This is a genomic window from Streptomyces koelreuteriae, assembly GCF_018604545.1.
Classification (GTDB): Bacteria; Actinomycetota; Actinomycetes; order Streptomycetales; family Streptomycetaceae; genus Streptomyces; species Streptomyces koelreuteriae.
Genome location: NZ_CP075896.1, coordinates 423,885 through 447,644 on the forward strand (window position 1 = coordinate 423,885; position 23,760 = coordinate 447,644).

A 23,760-nucleotide genomic window follows, 5' to 3' on the forward strand; every position below is an offset into this window, starting at 1 on the left:
TGCGAAGAAGCTCAGTGGCCGGCGATCGGATGTGCCGTGTAGGGACGCTCCAGCTCCTCGAGTTCCTTGTCACTGAGCTGGAGCTCGACTGCTGCCACCGCGTCCTCCAGGTGCCCGGGCTTCGACGCTCCCACGATCGGCGCCGTCACCGTGTTCTGGTGGAGCAGCCAGGCCAGGGCCACCTGGGCGCGCGGGACGCCGCGGTCGGTGGCGATGCGGGTGACGGCCTCGACGATGGTGCGGTCGCCCTCCTGGTAGAGGTTGCTGCCGAAGGTGTCGGTGGCGCTGCGGTCGGTCGTGGTGTCCCAGTCGCGGGTGAGGCGGCCGCGGGCGAGGGGGCTCCAGGGCAGTACGCCGACACCCTGGTCCGCGCAGAGGGGCAGCATCTCGCGCTCCTCCTCGCGGTAGACGAGGTTGTAGTGGTTCTGCATGGAGACGAAGCGGGTCCAGCCGTTCAGCCGGGCGGTGTACTGGGCCTTGGAGAACTGCCAGGCGTACATCGAACTGGCCCCGATGTAGCGGACCTTGCCGGCCTTGACGACGTCGTGCAGCGCCTCCATCGTCTCCTCGACCGGGGTGTGGGGGTCGTAGCGGTGGATCTGGTAGAGGTCGACGTAGTCGGTGCCGAGGCGGGTCAGGCTCTGGTCGAGCTCGGTGATGATCGCCTTGCGGGACAGTCCCCCGCCGTTCGGCCCGGGCCGCATCCGGCCGTGCACCTTCGTCGCGAGCACGATCTCGTCGCGGCGGGCGAAGTCGCGCAGGGCACGGCCGGTGATCTCCTCGCTGGTGCCGTCGGAGTAGACGTTCGCCGTGTCGAAGAAGGTGATCCCCGCCTCGACCGCCTGCCGGATCAGCGGGCGCGAGGCCTCCTCGTCGAGGGTCCACTCGTGACGGCCGCGGTCGGGCAGGCCGTAGGTCATGCACCCCAGACAGATCCGGGAGACGTCCAGGCCCGTCGAACCGAGCTTCACGTACTGCATCGTTGCTGCTCCTGCCTTCGGGAGGGGGGTTCCAGGGGGAGCGTACGTGCTCGTGTGCGCTCGAAGGCAGGGTGCGCCGGACCGGCTGACGGGCCGTCATCGTTGCTGCCCCCAGGTGACCGCACGGCGTGGGAGCGGCGGGGCGGCCGGAGCGCTGCCGCATCCTCGGCGGAGGTGACCGGCGCCCGGCCGGTCCGGGACGTACGGGAGAAGGCGTGGCGGCACGACGGAGGACACTCAGGATCCTGACCGGGGCGGCCGCGGCGTCCCTCGCCCTGGTCTCGACCGCCTGGAGCCGGCCGGCCCCGCCCGGGCACGAGGTCCGGGCCCAGGCTCCGGCGGCCGAGGGACCGGCGACGCTGTGCGCGCCCGCGGGCACCCTGCGCGGCGCGGACGGCGAGCGGGCCGACGTCGGTCTGTGCGCGGGCAGTGGCACCCCGGTGATGGCGGTCTCGGCGCCCGCGAGCTGCGGTCGTCCCGGCACGTCCGTCCGGTACGCCTGTCTGACCTCCGGCACCTGGACGGCGAAACGCCAGGGCAGGACGGTCGCCTCCGGGACGCTGCCCGGTTCGCAGCCGTATCCCGGGCCGGGGACCTACGAGGTCACGGCCACCGTGCACGTCCGCTCCACGCCGAGCGGGGTGGATCTGCGGGGCACGGTCCGGACCACGCTCACCCTGAGCGCGCCGAAGCAGCGGCCCACGCACCGCGTCGAGGTCGACCGGACCGCCCTGCGCCGCGGGGCCACCACCACGCTGACGTACCGGGTGTACCGCGACAGCGAACAGGGCGACGGCAGCGCCCGCTTCGGGCTGATCGGCGAGGAGAGCAAGGGGGTGCGGATCAGCACGGCGGACGCCCGGTGCGTCAACCCCCTCATCGGACGGGCCCCGGCCGAGGACCGGCTGACGTACTCCGTGGACTGTGCGCTGACCGACCTCCAGCCGGGCCGTCCGGCCACCGTGCGGGTCCGGGTCACCCAGGGGTCCTCCTGCTCGTCGGTGGTCTCGAAGCTGGGGTACTGGATGCCGCGCGGTCAGGCGCTGTACACCGGCGGGATGGTGGAGGGTCCCACGGTCGGCTGCCGCTGACCGTCAGCCCTTCTCGATCAGGTCCAGCGCCCGCTCCCAGCCGAACTCCGGCCGCCCGCCGTCCTCGCCCGGCTCTCCGGTGTACGGCTCCCCGAACCGCACGCCCATCCCGCGCAGCCGTTCGAGGCTGCCGCGGTAGGCGGGGTGGGCGGCCAGGGCGTCGGCCACGCACGGCAGGACGGCGATCGGCACACCGAGCCCCGCGACCTCGCACAGGGTGCCCAGCGCGAGGGTGTCGGCGATGCCGGCCGCCCACTTGTTGACGGTGTTGAAGGTGGCGGGCGCGAGGACCAGGGCGTCGGGAGCCGGGAAGGGGCGCGGCTCGCCCGGGGTGCGCCAGGCGGAGCGGATGGGGCGGCCCGTCCGCGCTTCGACGGCCGCCGTGTCGAAGAAGCCGTTCATGGCGACCGGTGTCGCGATGACGCCGACCTCCCAGTTCCGCTCCTGCGCTGCGGTGATCAGTTCGCTGACGTCCGCGGCGATTCCGGCGGCGCAGACGACGACGTAGAGGAAGGGCTTGCGGGCGGCCTGTTCGGTCATCCCGGAAACCCTAGCGACTCCCCCGGATCACCGGACGGGGAAGGTGTGACCGCGTTCCCGCTCAGGCCGGGGGCCGAGGATGCGGCGCTCCTTCTCCTCGATCCGTACGTCGTTGATGCTCGCCTCGCGGCGGGTCATCAGCCCGTGCTCGTCGAACTCCCACAGTTCGTTGCCGTAGGAGCGCCAGCACTGCCCCTCGGTGTCCCGGCACTCGTACTGGAAGCGGACGGCGATGCGGTTGCCGTCGAAGGCCCAGAGGTCCTTGCGCAGGGCGTACTCCCGCTCGCGCTCCCACTTGCGGGTCAGGAACTCGGTGATCTCGGCGCGGCCGGTGACGAAGGTGTCGCGGTTGCGCCAGACGGAGTCCTCCGAGTAGGCGAGGGCGACCTTGTGCGGGTCGCGGGTGTTCCAAGCGTCCTCGGCGGCCTGGACCTTCCTCGCGGCGCTCTCGCGGGTGAAGGGCGGCAGGGGCGGGCGGTCGGTCATGAATGCTCCCCGGTCACAGCGGAGAACGGGCGTTCTCCGGAGGGCTGCTACGCTAGGAGAACGCTCGTTCTCGCGTCAAGGAGTGGTGGTACATGGACAGCGCGGTGGCCCGGGAGCGGGCGCTGGACGCGGCCGAGGAGCTGTTCTACGGGCAGGGCGTGCGGTCCGTCGGGATGGACGACGTCCGCGGCAGGTCCGGGGTCTCGCTCAAGCGGCTCTACCAGCTCTTCCCGGCGAAGGAGCAGTTGGTGGAGGCGTATCTGGAGCGGCGTGACGCGCGCTGGCGCGGGCAGCTCGCCGAGTACGTCGAGCGGCACGGGGAGCCCCGGGAGCGGATCCTGGCCGTGTTCGACTGGCTCGGCGGCTGGTTCGGCGAGCCGGACTTCCGCGGCTGCGCGTGGATCAACGCCTACGGCGAGCTCGGCGCCACGTCCGCGCGGGTGGCCGGCCAAGTGCGCGCGCACAAGAGGGCGTTCCGGGAGTACCTCGCCTCTCTCGTGGCCGCGGCGGGGCTGCCCGCCGCGCTGGCCGGGCAGCTGTACCTGCTGGCGGAGGGTGCCATGGTCACGGCGGGAGTCACCAGGAGCGCCGAGCCCGCGGCCGAGGCGCGCGAGGCGGCCCGGCTGCTCCTGGGTCCCCTGTGAGGCCGGGCGTCAGCCCACTCTCTCCGAGACGGTGATGGCGCTCACCGGGCAGGCCCGGGCCGCCTCCCGCACCAGCGGGCTGCCGCCGCCGTCCTCCTGTCCGGGCAGCAGGGTGCTGTAGCCGTCGTCGTCCTGGGTGAACACCTCCGGGGCGGTCAGGGCGCACTGGCCCGCGCCGATGCAGACGTCCGTGTCGATCTCGATGTCGATGTGCATGTGCGGAAGCCTCTTACCAGGTCACGGGGAGTTCCAGCATCCCCTGGATCGTGTCGCCCGGCTTGAAGGGGATCTCGTCGGCCGGGGCGGCCAGGCGCAGGCCGGGCAGCCGGGCGAAGAGGGTGTGCAGGGCGATCTCCAGTTCGGCGCGGGCGAGGTTCTGGCCGAGGCACTGGTGGATGCCGAAGCCGAACGCCACGTGGTGCCGGGAGGAGCGGTTCCAGTCGAGCGTGTCCGGGTCGGGGTAGACCGTCTCGTCGCGGTTGATGACGGAGGTCGCGAAGACCACGCCCTCGCCCTCGCGAATCGTCGTCCCGGCCACCTCGATGTCCTCGACGGCCAGGCGCAGCATGCCGTCGGCGATCGACAGCATCCGCATCAGCTCCTCGACCGCGGTCGGCAGCAGGCCCGGGTCCGCGCGCAGTTCGGCGAGCCGCTCGGGGTGCCGGAGCAGGGTGAAGGTGCCGAGCGAGATCATGTTGGCGGTCGTCTCGTGGCCCGCGACCAGCAGGATGAGGGCCATGGCGATGAGGCCCTCGCGGTCGAGTACGCCCTCGTCCGGCTGCCGGTGGATGAGGTCGTCCAGCAGACCGGTCCCCCGGTCTTTGCGCTTGCGGTCGATCAGCTCGCCGAAGTACCCCTCCAGCCGGTCGCGGGCGTCCAGCACGTCGGCGGTCTCCGGGCCGCGCAGCAGCCGGCGCGACTGGGTCTCGAAGAAGTCGTGGTCGGCGTACGGGACGCCGAGCAGGGCGCAGATCACCATGGACGGCACGGGCAGCGCGAAGGCGGTCACCAGGTCCGCGGGCGGGCCCTGGGCGATCATCGCGTCGAGCCGCTCGTCGACGATCCGCTGGATCCGTGGCCGGAGTTCGACGGCCCGTTTGAGGGTGAAGTCCCCGACGACCATGCGGCGCTGGGTGCGGTGCTCGGGGTCGTCGACGCCCAGCAGGGCCGTTCTGCGGTTCTGGATCCCGGCGAACCGCTTGGTCGGGGCGGGAAAGCCGGGCCGGTCGCGGTTGGACGACAGGCGTGGGTCGGCCAGGAGGGCGCGGGCGATCGCGTGCCCGCTGACCAGCCAGGCCTCGCGGCCGTCGAAGAGGGTGATGCGGGTGAGGGGGCGCTCGGTGCGCAACGCGTCGTAGGCGGCGGGCGGGTGGTAGGGGCAGGTCCGGCTCTGGGGGAAGGCGACGGGTGCGGTCGTTTCCGTCATGAAGACCTCGCAGACGAGTAGTGCGTCGTGCCGATCATCATTAGATGCCCCGGGCACCTATAGGGCGACGCGAAGTTCGGCCAGATCGGTTGCGGTGGCAACTTGGCCGGGGAATGCCGTCTTCACGTTCGAAAACCGGTTGTCGCTGCGGCGGGGCAGGCCCCAGGATCCAGCCATGTCTACGCTCGATGCCCTTTCGCCGTCACTGCCGCTGTCCGTCGCCGCTTCCGCCGCGCGCCGACAGCAGCGGTCCGGCCGTGGTGAAGGGCCGACGCCGCCGCGGTCATGACGGCCGCGCTCCTCGCGGGGCTGCTCGCCGGGTACGGCATCGCGGTCCCCGTGGGCGCGGTCGGGACGTACCTGGTCTCCCTCACCGCCCGCACGTCCCTGCGTACCGGTGTCTGCGCCGCGCTCGGCGTCGCCACCGCCGACGGGCTGTACGCCCTCGCCGCCACGCTCGGGGGTACGGCCCTGGCCGGCGCGCTGCGGCCGGTGCTCGGGCCGCTGCGCTGGGTCTGTGTCCTGGTGCTGCTCGGGCTGGCGGTGCGGGGCGCGGTCACCGCCCTGCGCGAGTACCGCGGCCACCGGCTCGCCACGCGGACGGCCCCCGCTCCCCCGGGTCCCGCCCGGGCCTACGCGGGGCTGCTCGGCATCACCCTGCTCAACCCCACCACCGTGATCTACTTCGCGGCGCTCGTGCTCGGCTCCCGGGCCACGGGTCCGGCCGGTCCGGTGGAGCAGGGCGTGTTCGTCCTGGCCGCCTTCGCCGCCTCCGCCAGCTGGCAGGTGCTGCTCGCCGGGAGCGGTGCCCTGCTGGGCCGGGCGCTGGCTGGTCACCGGGGGCGGCTGGCGACGGCGCTGGTGGCGAGCGGGGTGATGACGGCTCTGGCCGTGCGAATGGCGGTTTCTCCAGGATGATTCGCGCGTGGACCGGTGTTGAGGGCAGGTATCAGTTACCGGTCGGCCTCTGACACGACGATGGGACGGATTGCCATGCCTCTCGAGGGCGAGTACGAACCCAGCACGACGCAGTGGGTGCGCAAGCAGGTGGAACTGTACGAGAGCTCCGGCGGGACGGAGGGGACGACGCTGCAGGGCACCAAGATGCCGGTCGTCGTCCTGACCTCACGGGGATCCAAGAGCGGCAAGCTCCGCAAGACACCGGTGATGCGGGTCGAGCACGAGGGGCGTTACGCGGCCGTCGCCTCGCTCGGCGGTGCGCCCAAGCACCCGGTCTGGTACTTCAACCTCAAGTCCGACCCGCAGGTGGAACTCCAGGACGGGCCCCGCAAGCAGGACATGACCGCCCGTGAGGTCACCGGCGAGGAGAAGGCCGCGTGGTGGGAGCGGGCCGTGGCGGCGTATCCGGCGTACGCGGACTACCAGAAGAAGACCGACCGGGAGATTCCGGTGTTCGTGCTGGAGCCCGTGGCCGGCGACTGAGGCCAGGACGGGCGGGAAAGAAAATCCGCTCGGGCTGCATGAACCGTGGGCGGCGGGGCACGCGTGGTTCAGGCCCCGCCGCGTTCCCCCGTCGCGGCGGGGCTTTCTGCTGCCTCCCGCGCGCGGCGGTCCGTGACGTCGAGGAAGATCTGGTCCGCCTCGGGCACCGTCCGGGCGATGGAGCGCTTGATGCGCACGGCGACGTCCTCGACGTGCTCGCTGTCCAGGCCGGGCACCAGGTCGACGCGGGCGGCCACGAGGGCCGAGTCGAGGCCCGTCTTCATCGTGAACAGCGCCTCCACACTGTCGATCTCGGGCTGTGCCCGCAGCAGTGCGTGGATCCGCCCGCTCGCCTCCGGGTCGGCCGCCTCGCCGATGAGCTGGTCGCGCGCCTCCCGGCCCAGCCGGTAGGCGACGAAGACCAGCAGCGCGCCGATCGCGAGCGAGGCGGACGCCTCCCACACCACCTGTCCGGTGACCATGTGCAGGGCCATGCCGGCCATGGCCAGCGTGACGCCGAGTACGGCGGTGCCGTCCTCGGCGACGACCGTCCGCAGGGCCGGGTCACGCAGCCCGGCGCGTATGCCGCCCTGCCCGCGCACCTGGTACAGGGCGCGCAACAAGGAGCCGCCCTCCGCGAGGAGGGCGACACCGAGCACGATCAGACCGGCCACATAGCCGCCGAGTTTCTCCTCCGATCCGCTCGCGAGGGCCTCGAAGCCCTGGAAGAAGGAGAAGCAGCCGCCCATGACGAAGATCCCGACCGCCGCGAGGAGCGACCAGAAGAACCGCTCCTTGCCGTAGCCGAAGGGGTGACGCCGGTCGGCGGGACGGCGGCTGCGGCGCAGCGCCGCCAGCAGGAAGACCTCGTTGAGGCTGTCGGCCACCGAGTGGGCCGCCTCCGACAGCAGGGCGGGTGATCCCGCGGCCAGGCCGCCGACGGCCTTGGCCGCGGCGATGACCAGGTTGGCCGCGAGCGCCACCAGCACGGTGACGCGTGTCTTGCGATCACTTCCTTCAGCACTCACCCACGCCGATTGCCCCGGTCGGCGGTGCTCACACCGTGCCGTCGGCGGAAAAAGGGGAACGCGTTCACCAGGGAACACGCACGACCGGCAGGCCACACACCCGACCGGCGGGCCACACGTACGGCAAGGAGGTCACCCCCATGAGCCGCGACGACGGCGACGGCAACAGCGCCTACGGCAGGAGGGCGTTCAAACGGTCCAAGGCCCATTTCGCGGACCGGATCACAAGGGACGGCCGGGACGGCTGGCCGGTGGAGGCGGGCCGCTACCGTCTGGTCGTCAGCCGTGCCTGCCCGTGGGCGAGCCGGTCGCTGGTGTCCCGGCGGCTGCTCGGCCTGGAGGAGGCGCTGTCCCTGGCCGTCGCCGACCCGATCCAGGACGACCGCAGCTGGCGCTTCACGCTGGACGAGGACGGCCGCGACCCGGTCCTCGGCATCCGCTACCTGGGCGAGGCCTACGACCGGCGGGAGACCGGCTACCCCGGCGGGGTCAGCGTGCCGGCGGTCGTGGACGTACCCAGCGGGAAGCTGGTCACCAACGACTACCAGCAGCTCACGCTCGACCTCGCGACCGAATGGAGCGCCCTGCACCGTGAGGGCGCGCCCGATCTGTACCCGGACAAGCTGCGCGACGAGATCGACGAGGTGATGGCGGACGTCTACGAGGACGTCAACAACGGCGTGTACCGGGCGGGCTTCGCCACCGGGCAGGAGGAGTACGAGGCCGCCTGCGCGGGCGTGTTCCGGCGTCTTGAGCTGCTCGCGGGGCGGCTGAGGGGGCAGCGGTATCTCGTCGGCGACACGATCACCGAGGCGGACATCCGGCTGTTCACCACGCTGGTCCGCTTCGACGCGGTGTACCACGGCCACTTCAAGTGCAACCGCTGGAAGCTGACGGAGAACCAGGTGCTGTGGGGGTACGTCCGTGACCTCTACCAGACGCCCGGGTTCGGCGACACCGTCGACTTCGACCACATCAAGCGCCACTACTACCAGGTGCACACGGGCATCAACCCGACCCGTGTGGTGCCGCTGGGCCCGGACCTGTCCGGCTGGCTGACCTCGCACCACCGCGAGGAGCTGGGCGGCAGGCCCTTCGGGGACGGTACGCCGCCGGGGCCGGTCCGCGCCGAGGAGCGGGTCCCGGCCGCGCACACCCCCTGACCACTCCCACCCACCCCCTGAGCGACGAAGGAGATCGACGTGGCCAAGAAGAAGAAGTTGCCCCTCGCCTACCAGCCCCTCGGGTTCGTGCTGGGCTGGTCGAGCGGCTGGCTGTCGGGGCTCGCCTTCCGCAAGACGTGGATGGCGCTCCGGCACGAGGAGGACGCTCCCGACGCGCTGGACCGGGACCGCGGCTGGGGCGAGATCCTGCTGGCCGCCGCGGTCCAGGGCGCCATCTTCGCGGTGGTCCGCAGTGCCGTGGACCGCGCGGGCGCCAAGGCCATCGAGCGTTCGACCGGCGCATGGCCGGCCGACGAGAAGAGCGGCCGGGAATGACAACCGCGCGGCCCCGCCCGTCCGGTACGGCGGGCGGGGCCGCGCTGTGCCCGGGGGTCCGCTCAGCCGTCCACCTTGATCGTCTTCATGGTGAGGTGGGACTCGAGGCGTAGGACGGCGGGCAGTCCGCTGAGTTTGCTCATCATGAAGGCCTCGTAGGCGGCGTGGTCGGCGACGGCGACGCGGAGGAAGTAGTCGGGCCGTCCGTACATCCGCCGGAACTCGACGACCTCCTCGTAGGAGGCCACGGTGGTCTCGAACTCCTCGACGGTCCCGCGGTCCTGGGCGTAGATCTCGACGTCGACGAGCACTTCGAGCGCGCGTCCCACGGCTCCGGGGTCGATGACGGCCCGGTAGCCGGCGATGACGCCGCTCTCCTCCAGGCGCTTGACCCGGCGCAGACAGGGAGGCGGAGTCAGGCCCACCCGCTTGGCGAGTTCGACGTTCGGCAGTCGGCCGTCCTGGCGCAGATGAAACAAAATTTCACGATCGACGGCGTCAAGGTCACTTTCATTACCCATAGGGAGATCATAGGGCCACAATTGGCAACCATATGAGGCGCGAACTTTCCTAAAATGTCGGCATGCGAATAAGCCCTGCGGCGCGGGCCGCTTTCCAGGACTGTGCCTCCGTGGGCCTCGGGATGGTGCCGCTCGGTCTCGCCTTCGGGGCGCTCGTGGTCCAGTCGGGGCTCGACTGGTGGTGGGCCGGGCTGTCCGCGGCGCTGATCTACGGCGGGTCGTTCGAGTTCCTGCTCATCGGCCTGGTCGTGGCCGTCGCGCCCCTGGCGTCCATCGCCCTGGCCGCCTTCCTGGTGCAGGCACGGCACGTCTTCTACGCCCTGGCCTTCCCTCTGCACCGCGTACGGGGCCGGCTCGCCCGGATGTACAGCACCTTCGCGCTCACCGACGAGGCGTACGCGCTGACCGCGGGCGGGCAGGCCCGCGGCTGGTCCAGTTCGCGCATCCTGTGGCTGCAGTTCTTCATGCATCTGTACTGGGCGGGCAGCGCGACCGCCGGGGCCCTGCTGGGCTCCCTGGTCCCGGACGGTGTCACCGGCCTGGACTTCGCGCTGACCGCCCTGTTCGCCGTCCTCGCTCTCGACGCGATCCGTGACCTGCGGGGCGATCTGCCGACCCCGGTGCTCGCCCTGCTCTGCGCGCTGGCCGCCCGCCTGCTCTTCCCCGGGCAGTTCCTGCCGGCCGCCTTCGCCCTGTTCACCGCCGGACTCCTGGCACGCCGGCTCGCCACCCGGAGGGAGCCCGCTCATGTCTGACACCTACGCGGTCGTCGCGGTCCTCGTCACCGCCGCCGTCACCTGGTCCCTGCGCGCCCTGCCGTTCGCCGCGCTGGCCCCGCTGCGGGCCAGCGACACCGTGCGGTACCTCAGCACCCGGATGCCCGCCGGGGTCATGGTGATCCTGGTCGTCTACTGCCTGCGCGATCTGCCGGTCACCGACTCGCGCGCCGTGGCCCCGCTGGCCGCCCTGGCCGTCACCGTCGGCCTGCATCTGTGGCTCCGCAACGCCCTGCTGAGCATCCTCACCGGCACGGCCGTCCATGTGGCCCTGGCCGGCGCGCTCTTCGCCCACTGACGTCCCTCGCCCGAAAGGCACACGCCCCTTGTACACCGACCACTACTACGAGCCGGTCGACACGCACCGCTTCAAGCCCACCGTCCACGCGGGCGGGGCGTGGGACCCGGACGAGCAGCACTTCAGCCCGCTCGCCGGCCTCATCACGCACGCCGTCGACCGGTATCTGGCCACCCGACCGGACACCGGCCTCGCGCTCTCCCGGATCAGCTTCGACATCCTCGGCCGGCTCGCCTTGGACGAGTGCGAGATCCGGGTGGAGAGCCTCCGGCCCGGCCGCACCATCGAACTGCTGGAGGCGGTCGCGCTCATCGCCGGCCGTCCCGTGGTGCGGGCCCGCGCCTGGCTGCTCGCCGACCACGACACCACGGAGGTCGCCGGTGGCGGCGCGGAGGCGCTCCCCTCTCCCGAGGCACTCGCCTTCTGGCCGCTGACCTCCGTGTGGCCCGGCGGATACATCGCCTCCCTGGACGTCCGTCCGCTCGCGCCGCCGCGGCCGGGCCGCACGACGGCCTGGGTCTCCACCCGGCTCGGCCTCGTCGCCGGACAGGCCGTGAGTCCTCTCGCGTCCTACATCGCGCTCGTCGACACCGCCAACGGCATCGCCGTACGCCGGCCGCCCAGCGCCTGGATGTTCCCCAACGTCGACCTCACCCTCCATCTGCACCGCCGGCCGGAAGGCCGCTGGACGGGGCTCGACACCACCGTCGCCTTCGGCCCCACCGGCCAGGGCGTCACCAGCACCGTCCTGCACGACCTCACCGGCCCTGTCGGGCACGCCCAGCAGATCCTCACCGTCCGGCCCCTGCTGCCTTCGACCGGCTGAACGGCCCCGGAAGAAGGCCGCGTTCAGCCCTGCTTGGGTGCCGTCGGCGCGGTGCGGCGCAGGGTGAAGGAGTGGCCCGCCGGGTCGGCGTAGCCGCGTTCCTCCAGGGGGCCCGAGGCGTCCTTGGCCTCCAGGGGGCGGCCGCCGAGGCTGATGACCCGGCGTTCGACCGCGTCGAGATCGTCCACCACGAACTCCAGATGGGCCTGGAGGGAGTTCTCGGGGCGCGGCCAGCTCGGCGGGGTGGCGTTGACGTCCCGGCGCAGGGCGATCCGGAAGCCGTCCGCGCTCCTGATCTCCACCCGGTTGGCCGTCGCGTCCGACTCCTCCCCCTCCAGCAACTCCTTGTAGAACACGGCGAGCTTCTCGGGCTCGGCGCAGTCGAGCACCAGAACACCCGCTTTCACCAGGGCCATGTCTCCTCCGCAGGATTCCGGCCGCGGAGCGTCCTGCCCGGCGGCCTCGTACCTTGCGGATATCCCGGTACGGCCGATTCAGTCGGGCCGTCAACCACCTTCCGTCGCGCATGAGTTCACGACCGGACGGTGTCCGGTGTGACGCCAGGAGGCCGGGGAGGCCCGGCGGGCGGGGCATGCCGGGTGAGGGACGAGGGAGTGTACGCAGCTCAAGCGCTTTCCGCAGTAACCGAGATCACGGCAGTGTCACGGAATGGCTCATTCACGCCATGGGCAGTCTCGTACCGCTTCTCGGTTCAACGTTCGGATCGCGAAGCCGAGTTCGAGTGTGCGGCCGGTCAAGACACCGTCCGCTCGCAGGGGCCGGGGGGCTCTGCGGTCCGTCTCCCGAAAGGAAGCACATGCTTCAGGACGTCCGGTTCGACCTCCCCTTCGACACCCCGGTCAGCCACCCACACGCCTCGGGCGAAGCAGCGCATCTCGGCTCCAGGGGTCGCGCTGGTCGTGCCTCTCGCGGTCGTTCGCAGCAGGAGCCGAAGCCGGTCGCATGAGGCCGGCTGTCCGGCGACGCCGTCGCGAAAAGTACAGACCACAGCTCATGGGGAGACCGGTGTGAAATCTCGAGTCGCAGATGTTGTTCCGAAGGCATCCGCCGACAGCTCGCTCCCGGCGCAGCCAAGCGCCCGGCTCCAGCCCACGGAGGCGGGGAACACCTTGGCCCGCCTCTTGGTGAAACAGATCAAGGGGAGCACGGAGCAGTACCGAAGGTCCCAGAACGCCGCTCAGCAGCGGCTGAACGCATTCGGCTCCCCCCACGCCGGCACGACGCTGCGTGTGGAGGGAGCCCTCCATCTGGCGCGGCCCGCGTTCCTCCCTCCCGACGAGGAGGGCCACGCCAGGTTGAGGCACCTCGACACCAGCCTGCGCCTGATCGAAGCAGCCTTCCCCCAAGTCAGCACCGACATCGAGGTCTGCAGACTGACCTGCACGATGCTGGAAGGGGCCTGGAGGAGCCGGGCACTCACCCCGCCGCGCGAGGAGGAGCAGACAACCGTCTGCTCCTGCCCTCTGTGCCGTCGGCTGCCCACGCCCCCCGCACGCACGCTGGACGACTACCGTTGGCGGCAGAGCGCCGGTCGTCCCCTCACCGTCAAGACCTGGCCGCACCGCCGGGAACTCGACAGCGTGCTGACCGGTGGATGGTCCTGGACCCGGCAGCTGAACGACCTCGAACGAGACCTCGGCCAGCGCCACCGCTTCGAGAACGACATCCTCGTCTTCCACGAATACAAACGTGTGGTCGACACCATCGACACCACGCGTCTCACCCAACACATCGAAGGCCGTCTGGCCGAGAATTTCAGCACCAACAGCGCACGGGCCCTGGTCTCCGGACTCTTCGCGGCCCACAAGCGATCCGTCGACGAGTACTGGCTCCAACAGCACGACGCGGGCAGCGTCACGCTCCCCCAGACCAACCCGCTGAACCAGAGCACCTACTCAGCCCTGCAGATGCTGGACTGCCTGTTCTGGCACGTCGCCCCCGACACCGAACTCTGGCAGGAGGAAAACCTCGCCTCCCTGCTGCTGTGCCGCGCCATCGACGACATGGCCGATGTACGGGCCGACGCCCTCACCGGCGAGATCAGCAACTTCTGGCTCGCCGACATGCCCACCCACACCAAGGCGCTCTACGCCGCCTGCGCGATAGCCGTCGTCAAGTACGGCTGCATGCCCGAGGCCCACAGCCCGATGTGGAACACCTGGCTGATGACCACCACCGTCGTCTGGATGGGGCTCACGGGCCGCCACGCCCTGTGGTTCGACGGCATCACCCAGGGCCTCCCCCCGGCCGAGGAGTGCCCGCTGTGCGACCTGCAGCCCAACCCGTGCACCGGCATCCTCACCGACGGCACCACCCTCACCATCGCCCCGCGGCCCACCGCACCGGCACTGAGCACCCGGGCCGCCGAACTGTCCGCACGCTGTCGAGCCCAATACCCCCGGACATGGCGCCTCTTCGACGCCGAGCTCCATGCCTTCGAAGCACTGCACGGCCCCTGGTACGGCAACACGGACAGCACATGGGAGATCTTGCGCCGCACCTACATCGCCGCCGTGGAGGCGTCCAGCGCCGCACCGTCGCCGGACCGCGCCCGTCAGGTCCAACAGGACTCCGGCGTAGTCGGATCCGAGAGGTTCCACACCCTGCACGACCCTCGGACCGGGAGGGAAGACACCGCGCTGCTCGCCTACATGTTCGGCTGTGCCCACCCGCATTTCCTCTGGAACGCCACGGGATACCGTCCCACGGGCGTCGCGGGCGACTGGCTCGACGGCTGACGCCTCGATGACGACCTGCTGAGCGTGTGAGCGACCGCTTGCACCCACGCACGTTGCCCGGCCGGATTCCGGCCGGGCAACGGTCCGCCGGCGTGGCCTAGACGGCGAACTCGACCGGCAGGCTGTCCAGCCGGGACTCCCACGTGGAGGCCGTCGAGCTGAGTTCTTCCGGTGGTACGGCCAGCCGCAGGTCCGGCAGCCGGTGCAGCAGAACGTCCACGCCGATCTCGATGATGGACTGGCCGATGTTCTGCCCCGGGCACTCGTGCGGTCCGGCGCTGAACGCCAGGTGCGACTGGTTGCCCTGCACGGCGACGGCCGTGTCGGGCCGTACCTCCGGGTCGAGGTTGCCGGCGGCCAGGCCCAGGATGAGCAGTTCTCCCTCCTGGACGTGGTGGCCTCCGAGCTCCATGTCGGCGGTTGCGAACCGGCCCGGCAGCACGGACAGCGGCGGGGCGTCCCACATGACCTCTTCCACCACGGAGGAGACGTTCAGCTCCCCGCTGACCAGACCGGACAGCCGGGCGGTGTCGGTGAGGAGCCGTTGCAGGACCCGGGCCAGCAGATTGCTGGTGGTGGTGTGCGCGGCGATCAGCACCAGGCGCAGATGGCTGACGACCTCGTCGTGGTCGAGGCCGGCCGGGTGCTCCAGCAGGGCCGTGGCGAGGTCGGAGCCCGGCTCGGCCCGCTTGCGCTCGGCGAGTTCCGCGAGGATCTGCATGATCCGCTCGTTGTGCTCGAGGGCGCCCTCACCACCCTTGAAGACCTGGGCGCACGACTCGATCATGCGCAGCCCGTCCGCCGCGGGAAGGCCCAGCATCCTGGTCAGCACGAGCATCGGCAGCTGCTCGGCGTAGTCGGCCACGAGGTCGGTGTGCCCGGCGTCGGCGAACGCGTCGATCTGCTTGTTCGCGAAGTACGTGACGTGCCGCCGGATGCCCCGGGCGGCCGCCGCCTGCAACCCGTCGGTGACGGCGCCGCGCAGCCTGCGGTGCGGTTCGCCGTCCTGGGACACACAGTCGGGGCGCCAGCCGACCATCGGCATGATCGGCGAGGTCTCCTCGATCCGGCCCTCCCGCCAGTCCCGCCAGATCCGCGCGTCCCGGCTGAACTGACGGGGATTGTCGAGCACCCGCCGGCTGTCGCGGTAGCCGAGGACCAGCCAGGCGGGCACGTCGCCTTCGAGGAGAACGGGCGCGACCGAGCCGTGTTCCTTGCGCAGCCGCTCGTAGATGCCCACCGGGTCGGTCGCCGCCTCCGGCCCGTACAGCCGGGCGAGATCGGCCCCGTGATGGGCGACGGGGCAGCCGCTCGGGACCTGGAGGTCGTTTTCGGTCGAGTCGTTCATCGGGGCTCCAGGGCCACGGCCGAGCGTTCCTTCAGGTGGTGGATCAGGGCGACGAGGACGTCCCGGCTGGAGGCCCGGTCGCGGGCGTCGAAGGCCACGACCGGGGTGTGCTCGGGGATGTCCAGGGCGTCCCGGATCTCCTCGACCGGGTAGTTGGTCGAGTCGGGGAAGACGTTCAGGGCGACGACGAAGGGGACCTCCTGCCGCTCCATCTCCTCGATCGCCCGGAAACTGGACTCCAGGCGGCGGGTGTCCACCAGGACGATCGCGCCGAGCGCCCCCTTGAACAGCCCGTTCCACAGGAACCAGAAGCGCTCCTGCCCCGGCGTGCCGAACAGGTACAGCACCAGGCTCTCGTTGATGCCGATCTTGCCGAAGTCCAGGCTGACGGTGGTCTGCGTCTTGTCGGCGACGCCGATGAGACGGTCGACGTCGGCACTGGCCTGGGTGAGGGTCTCCTCGGTGGTGAGCGGCTTGATGTCGCTGACCGACCGGACCATGGTGGTCTTCCCGGTGCCGAACCCGCCGGCGATCATCACCTTCACCGAGCGGGCGTCCCCGCCCGCCCGCCCTCCGGGTTGGTCAAAGCCTTTCAAGTCCACTGAGTACCTCCTCAAGGAGCGCGAGGTCGGGCCCGCGGCCGGCGTCGTGCGCCGGGATGGGGTTACGCGCTTCGACGCGACCTGCGACGAGCAGGTCCGACAGCAGCACTGCGAGAATGTTGAAGGGCAGCCCGAGGTGAGCGCCGAGTTCGGCGACCGACAGCGGGTCGCGGCACCGGCGGAGAATCTCCTCGTGCTCGTGCTGCATGCCCGGTAACGGGGCTGCGCGGGCGACGACGAGCGTCGCCACGTCGAGGCTCGACGCCGAACCGCCCGGTCCGCTGCGTCCGCCCGTGAGGACGTAGTAGCGCTCGAGACCGGACGGGTCCGACGGCCTGCGGGGAGCACTCATCCAGAGTGCTCCTCCAGGCGCGGAGTGGTGCCGAGGAGCTCACCCATCCTGCGGGCCAGGTCTCTCATCTGGTGCCCGAGCAGGCCCTGGTCGAGGCCTTCCCTGGCAAGGACACCGAGGTAGGTCTCCACACCGGCGCGGACCACGAAGAGGTGCCCGCCGTCGACTTCGATCATCGCCAGGCGCAACTGCCCGGCGTACTTGGGGAACTGCTCGGCGACGGGCTGGGCGAGGGCCTGCAGGCCGGCCACCACGGCGGCGAAGCGGTCGACGTCGTCGGGGTCTTCGGCGCCGTAGGAGGTGATGGCCTTGCCGTCACTGGAGGCCACGAGGGCGAAGCGGATCTCCTGGATGCTCTCGACGAGATCGCGGAGCGCCCAGCTCACATCTGTTCCTTGCTGCGTCATGAGGACTAGTCGCTCTCTTCGGTGCGGTGCTCAGTGGACTCGCGTCCGGCGTCGGTGTCGCGGTCGCCGGGCGCGCGGAACGCCTCTTCGGCGTCGCGTCCGGCGGTGGCGAAGGCGGCGAGACCCGAGAACGAGGCGTCCGGCGGGATGGCGGAGACGGTGCTCCGGGCCGTCCGCCCGGCCTCCTTGGGCTCGGCCTCTTCGTTCCGCCTGCTGCGGCGCCGGGGCAGTCCGCCGGGCGTGGTCTCCGCGGCGGCGGCCGGGGCGTCCGGGGCCGGGGCGGTGACCGTCTCGCGGGCCGGGGCCGCCTTGGCCGTACGGATCTCGGGGGCGGCGGGCGCGGCCGGTGCCGCGGCGGCGGGCAGCGGGCTGAAGTACTTGTGCGGAACCACGACCACCACGGAGGTGCCGAGCCACGGGGAGTCCGCGAAGGTGACGCGGATGCCGTAGCGACGGGCGAGGGCACCGACGACGCGCAGACCGATGTTCGCGTCCTCGGTGATGCCGCCGAGTCCCGCTCCGGGGGCGGTGCCCGCGAGAGCGTGCTCGGCCTCGCGCTTCTTCTCCTCGCTCAGGCCCTTGCCGGAGTCCTGGATCTCGATGCCGACGCCGTTGGGCACCTCCTTGCCGGAGATGAGCACCGGCTCGGTGGGCGGCGAGTAGCGGGCCGCGTTGTCGAGGAGGTGGGCGAAGATTAGCGTGAGGTGGTCCACCAGACCGCCGTCGACGCCGAGTTCGGGCAGGTGACGGACCTGGATCCGGTGGAAGTCCTTGATCCGGCCGATGCCGCCGCGCGCCACGCTGAGCAGCCGCTGCGGCTCCTGCCACTGCCGGCCGGGCCGGTCCGAGCCGCCGAGCACACCGATGCTGGCGGCGAGACAGTCGGCGGGGCCGATCTCCTGGTCCAGTTCCATCAGGCCCCGGGCGACGGCCGGCAGCCTGCCGTGCTCGCCCTGCATCTCGTGCAGGCGGCCGCGGAGCTTGCTGGTCAGCACGTGGATGCGGTTGCCGATGCTGATGACGGCCTGCTCGGCGGAGGTGGAGCGGTCGAACTCCGACTCCAGGCCGATCAGGGCGGTGCGCAGCACCTTGCGCAGCTCGGCCTGGAGGTCGGAACTGACCTTGGCGCACTGGTTGAGCGTGGGCAGGACGTCGTCGATGGCGTCGCCGGAGCGCAGCGCCTCCATCGCGGAGGGCAGTTGCTCGTCGGCGAGCCGGGCGACGGCGGCGAGCTGGTGGGAGAGCTGTTCCTGCCAGACCTCGGCCTGGTCGGCGAGCTGGGCCTCGTAGGACGTGGCCTGCTCGGTCAGCCGTTCCTCATAGGCCCGGGAGGTGTCGGAGAGCTGCGTCTCGTACGAGGCGCTCTGGTCGGCCAGGCGCCGCTCGTAGGTCGCGTTCTGCTCGGTGAGCTGGGACTCCAGGGTGGCGCGTTCGGCGGAGAACTTCCGTTCCAGGCCCGCGACGTGCTGCTGCCACTGCTGGTTGTGCTCGGCCTGCGTGGTGCGGAAGGTGTTCTCCGCCTTGTGCAGGTGTGCCCGGGTGCGCAGCAGCAGGCGTACGCACACGGCACTGGCCGCCGTCGCCGCGAGTCCGGCGACGGCCGCGGTTATTCGCTCCGAGCTCATGAACGTGGCGGCAACGGTCCCGCCTCCCAAGCCCAGCGGCATCAACCACCAGCTGTACCAGGCGACAGGGGCCCGCGCCGCCGGTGGCGGAGTGGCGAGTTCCATCTGCATCCTTCGAACAAACACGATCGAACAGGGGGGGTGTGGATCGCACTCATGAGTACGCACCGCGAGTCGACCGGACGCGATCGCGTCAACTCGCAGCGCCGATCGGAACCTTATCGGGTTTAGACCCGAAAGGATCAACCTCGTCACCCTGCGGACGTGAGGGTTCCGTCACGCTCCGACAGAAAGCGAAAGGTCGACAAATATCCACGCCAAGCAGCGGAGTTGACCAGGGACGGCCGCTCGCGACCGGCGGGTGGGGTCAGCGGGCGGTCTGGAAGGTGCGGCGGTAGGCCTGCGGGGAGACCCCGATCGCCGCGTGGAGATGCTGGCGCAGGGAGGCGCCCGTCGCGAAGCCGACCCGGCCCGCGATCTGGTCCACCGTGAGGTCGCTGGACTCCAGCAGGTGCTGGGCCCGGGCCACGCGCTGCTGGATCAGCCAGCGGCCGGGGCTGAGCCCCACCTCGCCCTGGAAACGGCGGGCGAAGGTGCGCCGGCTCATCCGGGCGTGGCCGGCGAGGTCGGTCAGGGTGAGGGGTTCGCCGAGTCGCTCCAGGATCCAGGCGCGGGTGGCCGCGGTGCTCGCGGCGCCCTGCTCGGGGACGGGCTGTTCGATGAACTGGGCCTGGCCGCCGTCCCGGAACGGCGGGACCACGCAGCGGCGGGCGACGCTGTTGGCCAGCAGGCTGCCGTGATCCTTGCGGACCAGGTGCAGGCAGATGTCCACGCCGGAGGCGGCCCCGGCGGAGGTGAGGAAGGGGTGGTCGTCGACGAACAGCACGTCCGGGTCGAGGTCGACCAGCGGGAACATGCTCCGGAACCGGTCGGCGACCTGCCAGTGGGTGGTCGCCCGGCGCCCGTCGAGGAGCCCGGCGGCGGCGAGGACGAAGGCGCCGGTGCAGATGGAGACGATGCGCGTGCCGGGCCGGATCAGCGCGAGGGCGGCGAGGACCTCGCCCGGCACCTCGTCGGTCAGACGGTCCGGCGCGACGGGCGCGATCACCACCGTGCCGGCCGTGGCCAGGACCTCGGGGCCGTGCTCCACGGTGACGCCGAAGTCCGCGTTGGTGCGCACCGGACCGCCGTCGACCGAGCAGGTCAGCACCTCGTAGCGGCCGTCGGCGGCGCCGAGGATCCGGCTGGGGATGCCCAGCTCGAAGGGGTACACCCCGTCCAGGGCCAGGACCACCACTCGTTCACGTCGCATGGCACGATCCTATCGAAGGTTGGCAATCTTGCCATTGGCGAGCGGGGCGCGAACCGGCACGCTTGATCACCATGAGCACACAGAACACGATGCGAGCCATCAGCCAGGACGTCCTCGGCGGTCCCGAGGTCCTCAGGGAGATCGAAGTCGAGCGCCCGGCCCCGGGGCCGAACCAGGTGCTGGTCCGGGTGCGGGCCGCCGGGGTCAATCCGACCGACTGGAAGCACCGCGCGACCGGCGGCTTCCTGGGCGAGGCGCCCTTCGTCCTCGGCTGGGACGTCTCCGGGGTGGTGGAGGCGGTCGGCATCGGCGTCGTGGCCTTCGCGCCCGGTGACGAGGTCTTCGGCATGCTGCCGTATCCCTACGGGCACGGCTCGCACGCGGAGTACGTCATCGCCCCGGTCCGCGCCCTCACGCGCAAGCCGGCCGGCATCGACCACGTCCAGGCGGGCGCGCTGCCGCTGGTCTCGCTCACCGCGTGGCAGGCGCTGGTGGAGCACGCGGACGTGCGGCCCGGGCAGCGGGTGCTGATCCACGCCGCGGCCGGCGGGGTCGGGCATGTGGCGGTGCAGATCGCCAAGGCGCGCGGCGCGTATGTGATCGGCACCGCGAGCGCGGGCAAGCACGAGTTCCTGCGCGGGATCGGCGTGGACGAGACGCTGGACTACCGGGAGACGGACTTCACCGAGGCCGTGAAGGACGTCGACGTCGTCCTGGACACGATCGGCGGCGACAACGCCCTGCGCTCGCTGCGCGTCCTGCGCCCCGGCGGTGTCGTGGTCTCGATCCTCCCGGGCGGCTCGGACGAGTTCTACGAGGAGGCCGAGCGGCTCGGTGTACGGGGGCTCCGCATGCTCGTGGACGCCGACCGCGCCGACATGCGGGCGATCGCGGAACTCGCCGAGGCGGGCAAGCTCCGCGCCACGATCGCGGGCACCTTCCCGCTGGCCGCTGCCGCGGAGGCGCACACGCTGGGCGACACCGGGCGCACCACGGGGAAGCTGGTGCTGGTGAACGACTAGCCGGGCGGGACGGGCCGGCCGGACTCCAGGAGGCCGGCTTCGCCAAGGTCGATGGCAGGCACCCCGCTGTTCTCGGCGGGGGCCGGGCCGAAACGGACAGAGGAGAGAGGGCTCCCCCTCCCCTCCCCACCAGATCGCCACGTGGCGCAGGACACGCTCACGTCAGGATTGCACTTGGGAAGGTCCAGGGAAGTCATAGGGCGCCCATGACCCCATGATTGCCGTGAAGGTGATGACCCGTGACGTCCACTGCGCCTCCCCCCATACCTCGAGCCGCAGGATCGTTTCCGTTCATCGGCCACACTCTGAAAATGCGGGACAACCTCGGCTTCATCGACTCGCTGCGCGAGACACGAGAACCACTGGTCGAGATCGTCCTGCAACCCGGGACACGCACCATCGTGGTCCAGGACCCGGCCCTGATCCACCAGATGCTCAAGGCCCTGGGGCCCAGCCTCGACAAGGGCCGGCTCTACGACAAGCTGGGCCAGCTGCTGGGCGACAGTGTCGTCACCGCCACCGGCCGGAACCACGTACGCAAACGCCGCCAGCTGCAACCAGCGTTCGCCCACACCGAGATCAGCCGGTACGTCGACATCATGCGCGCCGAGGTGACGGCCACGGTCGCCGGCTGGGAGCCCGGGCGAACCCTCGACGTTCGCGAGGCGATGGTCGGGCTCAGCCTGGACATGCTGGCCAAGACGGTGTTCGCCGGCAGCCTCGACGACCGGGTCTTCCGCCGGCTGCGCAGCGACCTGTCGGTGGTGTTGAACGACGTCGGTGTGCGCATCATGCTGCCCGACTGGGCCGAGCGTCTGCCGCTGCCGTTCAACCGCCGCTTCGACCGGGCCCGGGCCGGCGTACGCGCCACCATCAACACCGCCGTCGACGAACTGCAGGCCTCCGGGCACGACACCGGGGACATGCTCTCCATGCTGCTGCGCGCCATCGACGAGGAGACCGGCGAGCCGCTGACCGGGCATCAGATCTGCTCCGAGATCCTCACCCTGGCCGTCGCGGGCACCGAGACCACCGCGTCGGTGCTGTCCTGGGCTCTGTACGAACTCGCCCGCCACCCCGACATCGAGGCCCGGGTCCTGGCCGAGCTGGACGAGGTCCTCGGCGAACGGCCGGTCGCCTTCGACGACGTGCTCCGGCTGCCGTACCTGAACCGGGTCATCACCGAGACCCTGCGGCTGCACCACCCTGGCTGGCTGGTCACCCGCCGCACCACCGAGGAGACTCGGCTCGGCGAGTGGACGCTGCCCGCCGGCACCGAACTGGCCTACTGCCAGCACGCCCTGCACCGCGACCCCGAGCGCTTCCCCGACCCGAACACCTTCGCCCCGGACCGGTGGACCGACCCCGCGCAGGAGCCTCCGCCGGGCGCGTTCCTGCCCTTCGGGGACGGCAAGCACAAGTGCATGGGGGACCGTCTCGCCCTCACCGAGATGGTCACGGCGCTCGCGACGATGCTGCGTTCGGTACGGCTGGAACTCGCCGAGGGCCAGGTCATCCACCAGGTCGCCCGGCTCACCGTACGGCCGCACACCCTGCGGATGACGGTCCACCGCCGGAACCGTCCCCGAGCCGGGGGCGGTCTCTAGGGCCTGTTCCAGGGTAGGTGGAGTCCTGCCGGGCTGCCCGGCTCGGTCGCCGGTGTCAGAACGTCAGCACCGGCTTGATCGTCTTGCCCGACCTCATGTCCTGGACCGCCCGGTCGATGTCCCCGAAGGGATACGTGCTGATCAGGCGGTGCAGCGGCAGGCGGCCCTCCTTCGCCAGGCGGACCAGGGCGGGGATCATGGTCTGGGTCTCGCTGTCGCCGAGGGTGAGGCCGACGATCCGCTTGCCGCCGAGCAGGCCGTTGACGTCGAGGGCGACCTCGGTGCCGAAGGGCGGGGCGCCGACGACGACCAGGGTGCCGCGGGCGGCGAGCGCGTCGACGCCCTGGCGCAGGACGCCGACGTTGCCGGTGGTCTCCACGACACCGTCCGCGCCCTGTCCGCCCGTGAGGGCGGCGAGGGCGTCGGCCAGGTCCTCCCGGCTGGTGTCGACGGTGTCCGTGGCGCCCAGCTCGGTGGCCAGCGACAGGCGTTCGGCGACCCGGTCGACGGCGACGATCCTCGTGGCCGGGGTGAGGGCCGCCGCCATCACGGCCGACAGGCCCACCGCTCCGGCGCCCAGGACGACGACCGTGCTGCCGGTGTCGGGTTTCAGGACGTTCCAGACGGCGCCCACACCGGTCTGTACACCGCAGCCCAGCGGGGCGATGGACTCCAGCGGCACGTCCGGGTCGACCTTGACCAGGCTGCGCTCGTCGGCCAGGGCCCGCTCGGCGAAGGAGGACTGGCCGAAGAAGTGGCCGCCCAGGGCCGCGCCGTCCCGGCTGATGGTGTGCGAACCGTCGGCCCGGCTGCCGCCGAGCAGGTTCAGCGGCAGCCAGGTCGCGCAGTACGCGGGGTGCCCGCCGCGGCAGTTGCGGCAGTCGCCGCAGGAGGTGAAGGAGAGCAGGACGTGGTCGCCGGGCGCGACGCCGGTGACGGCGGGGCCGACGGCCTCGACGACGCCCGCGCCCTCATGGCCGAGGACCCCGGGCAGCGGGAAGGGCAGTCCCCCGCTCGCCACCCCGAGGTCGGTGTGGCACAGACCGGTGGCGACCATGCGGACCAGCGCCTCGTGCGGGCCGGGTTCGTCGAGGACGACATCGGAGAGGGTGAAGGGCGCGCCGCCGGACTCGACGACCGCGGCACGGGTGGTGGTGGGCATCGCAAT

At 71.3% G+C, this 23,760-nt stretch carries 27 protein-coding genes; 12 read left to right on the forward strand and 15 right to left on the reverse strand.

Annotated features, from left to right (window positions below; genetic code table 11):
- Nucleotides 1-11: 11 nt before the first annotated feature.
- On the reverse strand, nt 12-980 hold the full coding sequence (locus KJK29_RS01850) for an aldo/keto reductase (RefSeq protein WP_215116820.1): 969 nt from the start codon (nt 978-980) through the stop codon (nt 12-14).
- 215 nt (nt 981-1,195) lie between these two features.
- Here KJK29_RS01850 and KJK29_RS01855 point away from each other — a divergent pair, with 215 nt between their 5' ends.
- Nucleotides 1,196-2,071 (forward strand): hypothetical protein, encoded by an 876-nt coding sequence (locus tag KJK29_RS01855; protein WP_215116821.1) that lies wholly within the window; start codon nt 1,196-1,198, stop codon nt 2,069-2,071.
- A 3-nt stretch (nt 2,072-2,074) separates the two neighbouring features.
- Here KJK29_RS01855 and KJK29_RS01860 read toward each other — a convergent pair whose 3' ends face one another.
- The gene (locus tag KJK29_RS01860) at nt 2,075-2,611 is read right to left on the reverse strand and encodes a flavoprotein (RefSeq protein WP_215116822.1); all 537 of its coding nucleotides are present in this window, start codon (nt 2,609-2,611) and stop codon (nt 2,075-2,077) included.
- Between the two features lie 27 nt (nt 2,612-2,638).
- Entirely contained in the window at nt 2,639-3,097 is a 459-nt protein-coding gene (locus KJK29_RS01865; protein ID WP_215116823.1) for a nuclear transport factor 2 family protein, read from the reverse strand.
- A 92-nt stretch (nt 3,098-3,189) separates the two neighbouring features.
- Here KJK29_RS01865 and KJK29_RS01870 point away from each other — a divergent pair, with 92 nt between their 5' ends.
- Complete coding sequence (locus tag KJK29_RS01870; protein WP_215116824.1) at nt 3,190-3,741, forward strand: TetR/AcrR family transcriptional regulator; 552 nt, start codon at nt 3,190-3,192, stop codon at nt 3,739-3,741.
- 9 nt (nt 3,742-3,750) lie between these two features.
- Here the strand turns inward: KJK29_RS01870 and KJK29_RS01875 are convergent, their stop codons facing one another.
- Both KJK29_RS01875 and KJK29_RS01880 read right to left on the reverse strand, forming a co-directional pair.
- Nucleotides 3,751-3,957, reverse strand: coding sequence for a ferredoxin (locus KJK29_RS01875; protein WP_215116825.1), 207 nt, complete (start codon nt 3,955-3,957; stop codon nt 3,751-3,753).
- Nucleotides 3,958-3,970: 13 nt separating this feature from the next.
- Entirely contained in the window at nt 3,971-5,167 is a 1,197-nt protein-coding gene (locus KJK29_RS01880; RefSeq protein WP_215116826.1) for a cytochrome P450, read from the reverse strand.
- 285 nt (nt 5,168-5,452) lie between these two features.
- On the opposite strand from KJK29_RS01880, the gene KJK29_RS01885 reads away from it, so the two are divergent.
- Together KJK29_RS01885 and KJK29_RS01890 are read left to right on the forward strand one after the other, a co-directional pair.
- Nucleotides 5,453-6,085: a LysE family transporter gene (locus KJK29_RS01885; RefSeq protein ID WP_215116827.1), complete on the forward strand. Its 633-nt coding sequence runs from the start codon at nt 5,453-5,455 to the stop codon at nt 6,083-6,085.
- Nucleotides 6,086-6,160: 75 nt separating this feature from the next.
- Entirely contained in the window at nt 6,161-6,610 is a 450-nt protein-coding gene (locus KJK29_RS01890; RefSeq protein ID WP_215116828.1) for a nitroreductase family deazaflavin-dependent oxidoreductase, read from the forward strand.
- A gap of 68 nt (nt 6,611-6,678) precedes the next feature.
- Here KJK29_RS01890 and KJK29_RS01895 read toward each other — a convergent pair whose 3' ends face one another.
- On the reverse strand, nt 6,679-7,599 hold the full coding sequence (locus tag KJK29_RS01895; protein WP_215124110.1) for a cation diffusion facilitator family transporter: 921 nt from the start codon (nt 7,597-7,599) through the stop codon (nt 6,679-6,681).
- A 179-nt stretch (nt 7,600-7,778) separates the two neighbouring features.
- Between KJK29_RS01895 and KJK29_RS01900 the strand changes: the two genes are divergently transcribed.
- Both KJK29_RS01900 and KJK29_RS01905 read left to right on the forward strand, forming a co-directional pair.
- Complete coding sequence (locus tag KJK29_RS01900) at nt 7,779-8,801, forward strand: glutathione S-transferase family protein (RefSeq protein WP_215116829.1); 1,023 nt, start codon at nt 7,779-7,781, stop codon at nt 8,799-8,801.
- 39 nt (nt 8,802-8,840) lie between these two features.
- On the forward strand, nt 8,841-9,137 hold the full coding sequence (locus KJK29_RS01905; RefSeq protein WP_215116830.1) for a DUF4235 domain-containing protein: 297 nt from the start codon (nt 8,841-8,843) through the stop codon (nt 9,135-9,137).
- A 62-nt stretch (nt 9,138-9,199) separates the two neighbouring features.
- On the opposite strand, the gene KJK29_RS01910 is transcribed toward KJK29_RS01905, so the two are convergent.
- Nucleotides 9,200-9,658, reverse strand: a complete 459-nt coding sequence (locus tag KJK29_RS01910; RefSeq protein WP_215116831.1) for an Lrp/AsnC family transcriptional regulator — start codon at nt 9,656-9,658, stop codon at nt 9,200-9,202.
- Nucleotides 9,659-9,720: 62 nt separating this feature from the next.
- On the opposite strand from KJK29_RS01910, the gene KJK29_RS01915 reads away from it, so the two are divergent.
- From KJK29_RS01915 to KJK29_RS01925, 3 genes are read left to right on the forward strand one after another with little or no spacing between them, the layout of a single operon-like run.
- Nucleotides 9,721-10,413, forward strand: coding sequence for an AzlC family ABC transporter permease (locus KJK29_RS01915; protein WP_215116832.1), 693 nt, complete (start codon nt 9,721-9,723; stop codon nt 10,411-10,413).
- Entirely contained in the window at nt 10,406-10,732 is a 327-nt protein-coding gene (locus tag KJK29_RS01920) for a branched-chain amino acid transporter permease (protein WP_215116833.1), read from the forward strand. Before KJK29_RS01915 ends, KJK29_RS01920 begins: the two co-directional genes overlap by 8 nt.
- A gap of 28 nt (nt 10,733-10,760) precedes the next feature.
- On the forward strand, nt 10,761-11,558 hold the full coding sequence (locus tag KJK29_RS01925) for a thioesterase family protein (protein WP_251057676.1): 798 nt from the start codon (nt 10,761-10,763) through the stop codon (nt 11,556-11,558).
- A gap of 23 nt (nt 11,559-11,581) precedes the next feature.
- Here KJK29_RS01925 and KJK29_RS01930 read toward each other — a convergent pair whose 3' ends face one another.
- Nucleotides 11,582-11,974, reverse strand: coding sequence for a VOC family protein (locus KJK29_RS01930; protein WP_215116835.1), 393 nt, complete (start codon nt 11,972-11,974; stop codon nt 11,582-11,584).
- An 834-nt stretch (nt 11,975-12,808) separates the two neighbouring features.
- On the opposite strand from KJK29_RS01930, the gene KJK29_RS01935 reads away from it, so the two are divergent.
- The gene (locus KJK29_RS01935) at nt 12,809-14,317 is read left to right on the forward strand and encodes a hypothetical protein (RefSeq protein WP_215116836.1); all 1,509 of its coding nucleotides are present in this window, start codon (nt 12,809-12,811) and stop codon (nt 14,315-14,317) included.
- A gap of 97 nt (nt 14,318-14,414) precedes the next feature.
- Here KJK29_RS01935 and KJK29_RS01940 read toward each other — a convergent pair whose 3' ends face one another.
- From KJK29_RS01940 to KJK29_RS01965, 6 genes are all read right to left on the reverse strand, one after another.
- Nucleotides 14,415-15,665, reverse strand: coding sequence for a cytochrome P450 (locus KJK29_RS01940; RefSeq protein WP_215116837.1), 1,251 nt, complete (start codon nt 15,663-15,665; stop codon nt 14,415-14,417).
- Complete coding sequence (locus KJK29_RS01945) at nt 15,662-16,267, reverse strand: GTP-binding protein (RefSeq protein ID WP_215116838.1); 606 nt, start codon at nt 16,265-16,267, stop codon at nt 15,662-15,664. The genes KJK29_RS01940 and KJK29_RS01945 overlap by 4 nt, the downstream gene beginning before the upstream one ends.
- Nucleotides 16,248-16,619 carry a DUF742 domain-containing protein gene (locus KJK29_RS01950; protein ID WP_215116839.1) on the reverse strand — a complete coding sequence of 124 codons (372 nt, stop codon included), beginning with the start codon at nt 16,617-16,619 and terminating at the stop codon, nt 16,248-16,250. The genes KJK29_RS01945 and KJK29_RS01950 overlap by 20 nt, the downstream gene beginning before the upstream one ends.
- A complete protein-coding gene (locus tag KJK29_RS01955; RefSeq protein WP_003994857.1) occupies nt 16,616-17,026 on the reverse strand; it encodes a roadblock/LC7 domain-containing protein in 411 nt (136 codons plus the stop codon). Before KJK29_RS01955 ends, KJK29_RS01950 begins: the two co-directional genes overlap by 4 nt.
- 5 nt (nt 17,027-17,031) lie before the next feature.
- A complete protein-coding gene (locus KJK29_RS01960; RefSeq protein ID WP_215116840.1) occupies nt 17,032-18,756 on the reverse strand; it encodes a sensor histidine kinase in 1,725 nt (574 codons plus the stop codon).
- 262 nt (nt 18,757-19,018) lie between these two features.
- Nucleotides 19,019-19,963, reverse strand: a complete 945-nt coding sequence (locus KJK29_RS01965) for a GlxA family transcriptional regulator (RefSeq protein ID WP_215116841.1) — start codon at nt 19,961-19,963, stop codon at nt 19,019-19,021.
- Between the two features lie 71 nt (nt 19,964-20,034).
- Here KJK29_RS01965 and KJK29_RS01970 point away from each other — a divergent pair, with 71 nt between their 5' ends.
- Both KJK29_RS01970 and KJK29_RS01975 read left to right on the forward strand, forming a co-directional pair.
- Nucleotides 20,035-20,985: an NADP-dependent oxidoreductase gene (locus KJK29_RS01970; RefSeq protein WP_215116842.1), complete on the forward strand. Its 951-nt coding sequence runs from the start codon at nt 20,035-20,037 to the stop codon at nt 20,983-20,985.
- Nucleotides 20,986-21,224: 239 nt separating this feature from the next.
- Nucleotides 21,225-22,592, forward strand: a complete 1,368-nt coding sequence (locus KJK29_RS01975) for a cytochrome P450 (RefSeq protein ID WP_215116843.1) — start codon at nt 21,225-21,227, stop codon at nt 22,590-22,592.
- A 55-nt stretch (nt 22,593-22,647) separates the two neighbouring features.
- On the opposite strand, the gene KJK29_RS01980 is transcribed toward KJK29_RS01975, so the two are convergent.
- Nucleotides 22,648-23,754 (reverse strand): NAD(P)-dependent alcohol dehydrogenase, encoded by a 1,107-nt coding sequence (locus KJK29_RS01980; protein WP_215116844.1) that lies wholly within the window; start codon nt 23,752-23,754, stop codon nt 22,648-22,650.
- Nucleotides 23,755-23,760 lie beyond the last annotated feature (6 nt).

Excerpts from the sequence above, each read along its gene's own strand:
- KJK29_RS01850 (WP_215116820.1), bottom strand. The coding sequence starts at position 980 with ATGCAGTACGTGAAGCTCGGTTCGACGGGCCTGGACGTCTCCCGGATC.
- KJK29_RS01860 (WP_215116822.1), bottom strand. The coding sequence starts at position 2,611 with ATGACCGAACAGGCCGCCCGCAAGCCCTTCCTCTACGTCGTCGTCTGC.
- KJK29_RS01865 (WP_215116823.1), bottom strand. The coding sequence starts at position 3,097 with ATGACCGACCGCCCGCCCCTGCCGCCCTTCACCCGCGAGAGCGCCGCG.
- KJK29_RS01870 (WP_215116824.1), top strand. The coding sequence starts at position 3,190 with ATGGACAGCGCGGTGGCCCGGGAGCGGGCGCTGGACGCGGCCGAGGAG.
- KJK29_RS01875 (WP_215116825.1), bottom strand. The coding sequence starts at position 3,957 with ATGCACATCGACATCGAGATCGACACGGACGTCTGCATCGGCGCGGGC.
- KJK29_RS01880 (WP_215116826.1), bottom strand. The coding sequence starts at position 5,167 with ATGACGGAAACGACCGCACCCGTCGCCTTCCCCCAGAGCCGGACCTGC.
- KJK29_RS01885 (WP_215116827.1), top strand. The coding sequence starts at position 5,453 with ATGACGGCCGCGCTCCTCGCGGGGCTGCTCGCCGGGTACGGCATCGCG.
- KJK29_RS01890 (WP_215116828.1), top strand. The coding sequence starts at position 6,161 with ATGCCTCTCGAGGGCGAGTACGAACCCAGCACGACGCAGTGGGTGCGC.
- KJK29_RS01900 (WP_215116829.1), top strand. The coding sequence starts at position 7,779 with ATGAGCCGCGACGACGGCGACGGCAACAGCGCCTACGGCAGGAGGGCG.
- KJK29_RS01910 (WP_215116831.1), bottom strand. The coding sequence starts at position 9,658 with ATGGGTAATGAAAGTGACCTTGACGCCGTCGATCGTGAAATTTTGTTT.
- KJK29_RS01915 (WP_215116832.1), top strand. The coding sequence starts at position 9,721 with ATGCGAATAAGCCCTGCGGCGCGGGCCGCTTTCCAGGACTGTGCCTCC.
- KJK29_RS01920 (WP_215116833.1), top strand. The coding sequence starts at position 10,406 with ATGTCTGACACCTACGCGGTCGTCGCGGTCCTCGTCACCGCCGCCGTC.
- KJK29_RS01930 (WP_215116835.1), bottom strand. The coding sequence starts at position 11,974 with ATGGCCCTGGTGAAAGCGGGTGTTCTGGTGCTCGACTGCGCCGAGCCC.
- KJK29_RS01940 (WP_215116837.1), bottom strand. The coding sequence starts at position 15,665 with ATGAACGACTCGACCGAAAACGACCTCCAGGTCCCGAGCGGCTGCCCC.
- KJK29_RS01950 (WP_215116839.1), bottom strand. The coding sequence starts at position 16,619 with ATGAGTGCTCCCCGCAGGCCGTCGGACCCGTCCGGTCTCGAGCGCTAC.
- KJK29_RS01955 (WP_003994857.1), bottom strand. The coding sequence starts at position 17,026 with ATGACGCAGCAAGGAACAGATGTGAGCTGGGCGCTCCGCGATCTCGTC.
- KJK29_RS01960 (WP_215116840.1), bottom strand. The coding sequence starts at position 18,756 with ATGGAACTCGCCACTCCGCCACCGGCGGCGCGGGCCCCTGTCGCCTGG.
- KJK29_RS01965 (WP_215116841.1), bottom strand. The coding sequence starts at position 19,963 with ATGCGACGTGAACGAGTGGTGGTCCTGGCCCTGGACGGGGTGTACCCC.
- KJK29_RS01970 (WP_215116842.1), top strand. The coding sequence starts at position 20,035 with ATGAGCACACAGAACACGATGCGAGCCATCAGCCAGGACGTCCTCGGC.
- KJK29_RS01980 (WP_215116844.1), bottom strand. The coding sequence starts at position 23,754 with ATGCCCACCACCACCCGTGCCGCGGTCGTCGAGTCCGGCGGCGCGCCC.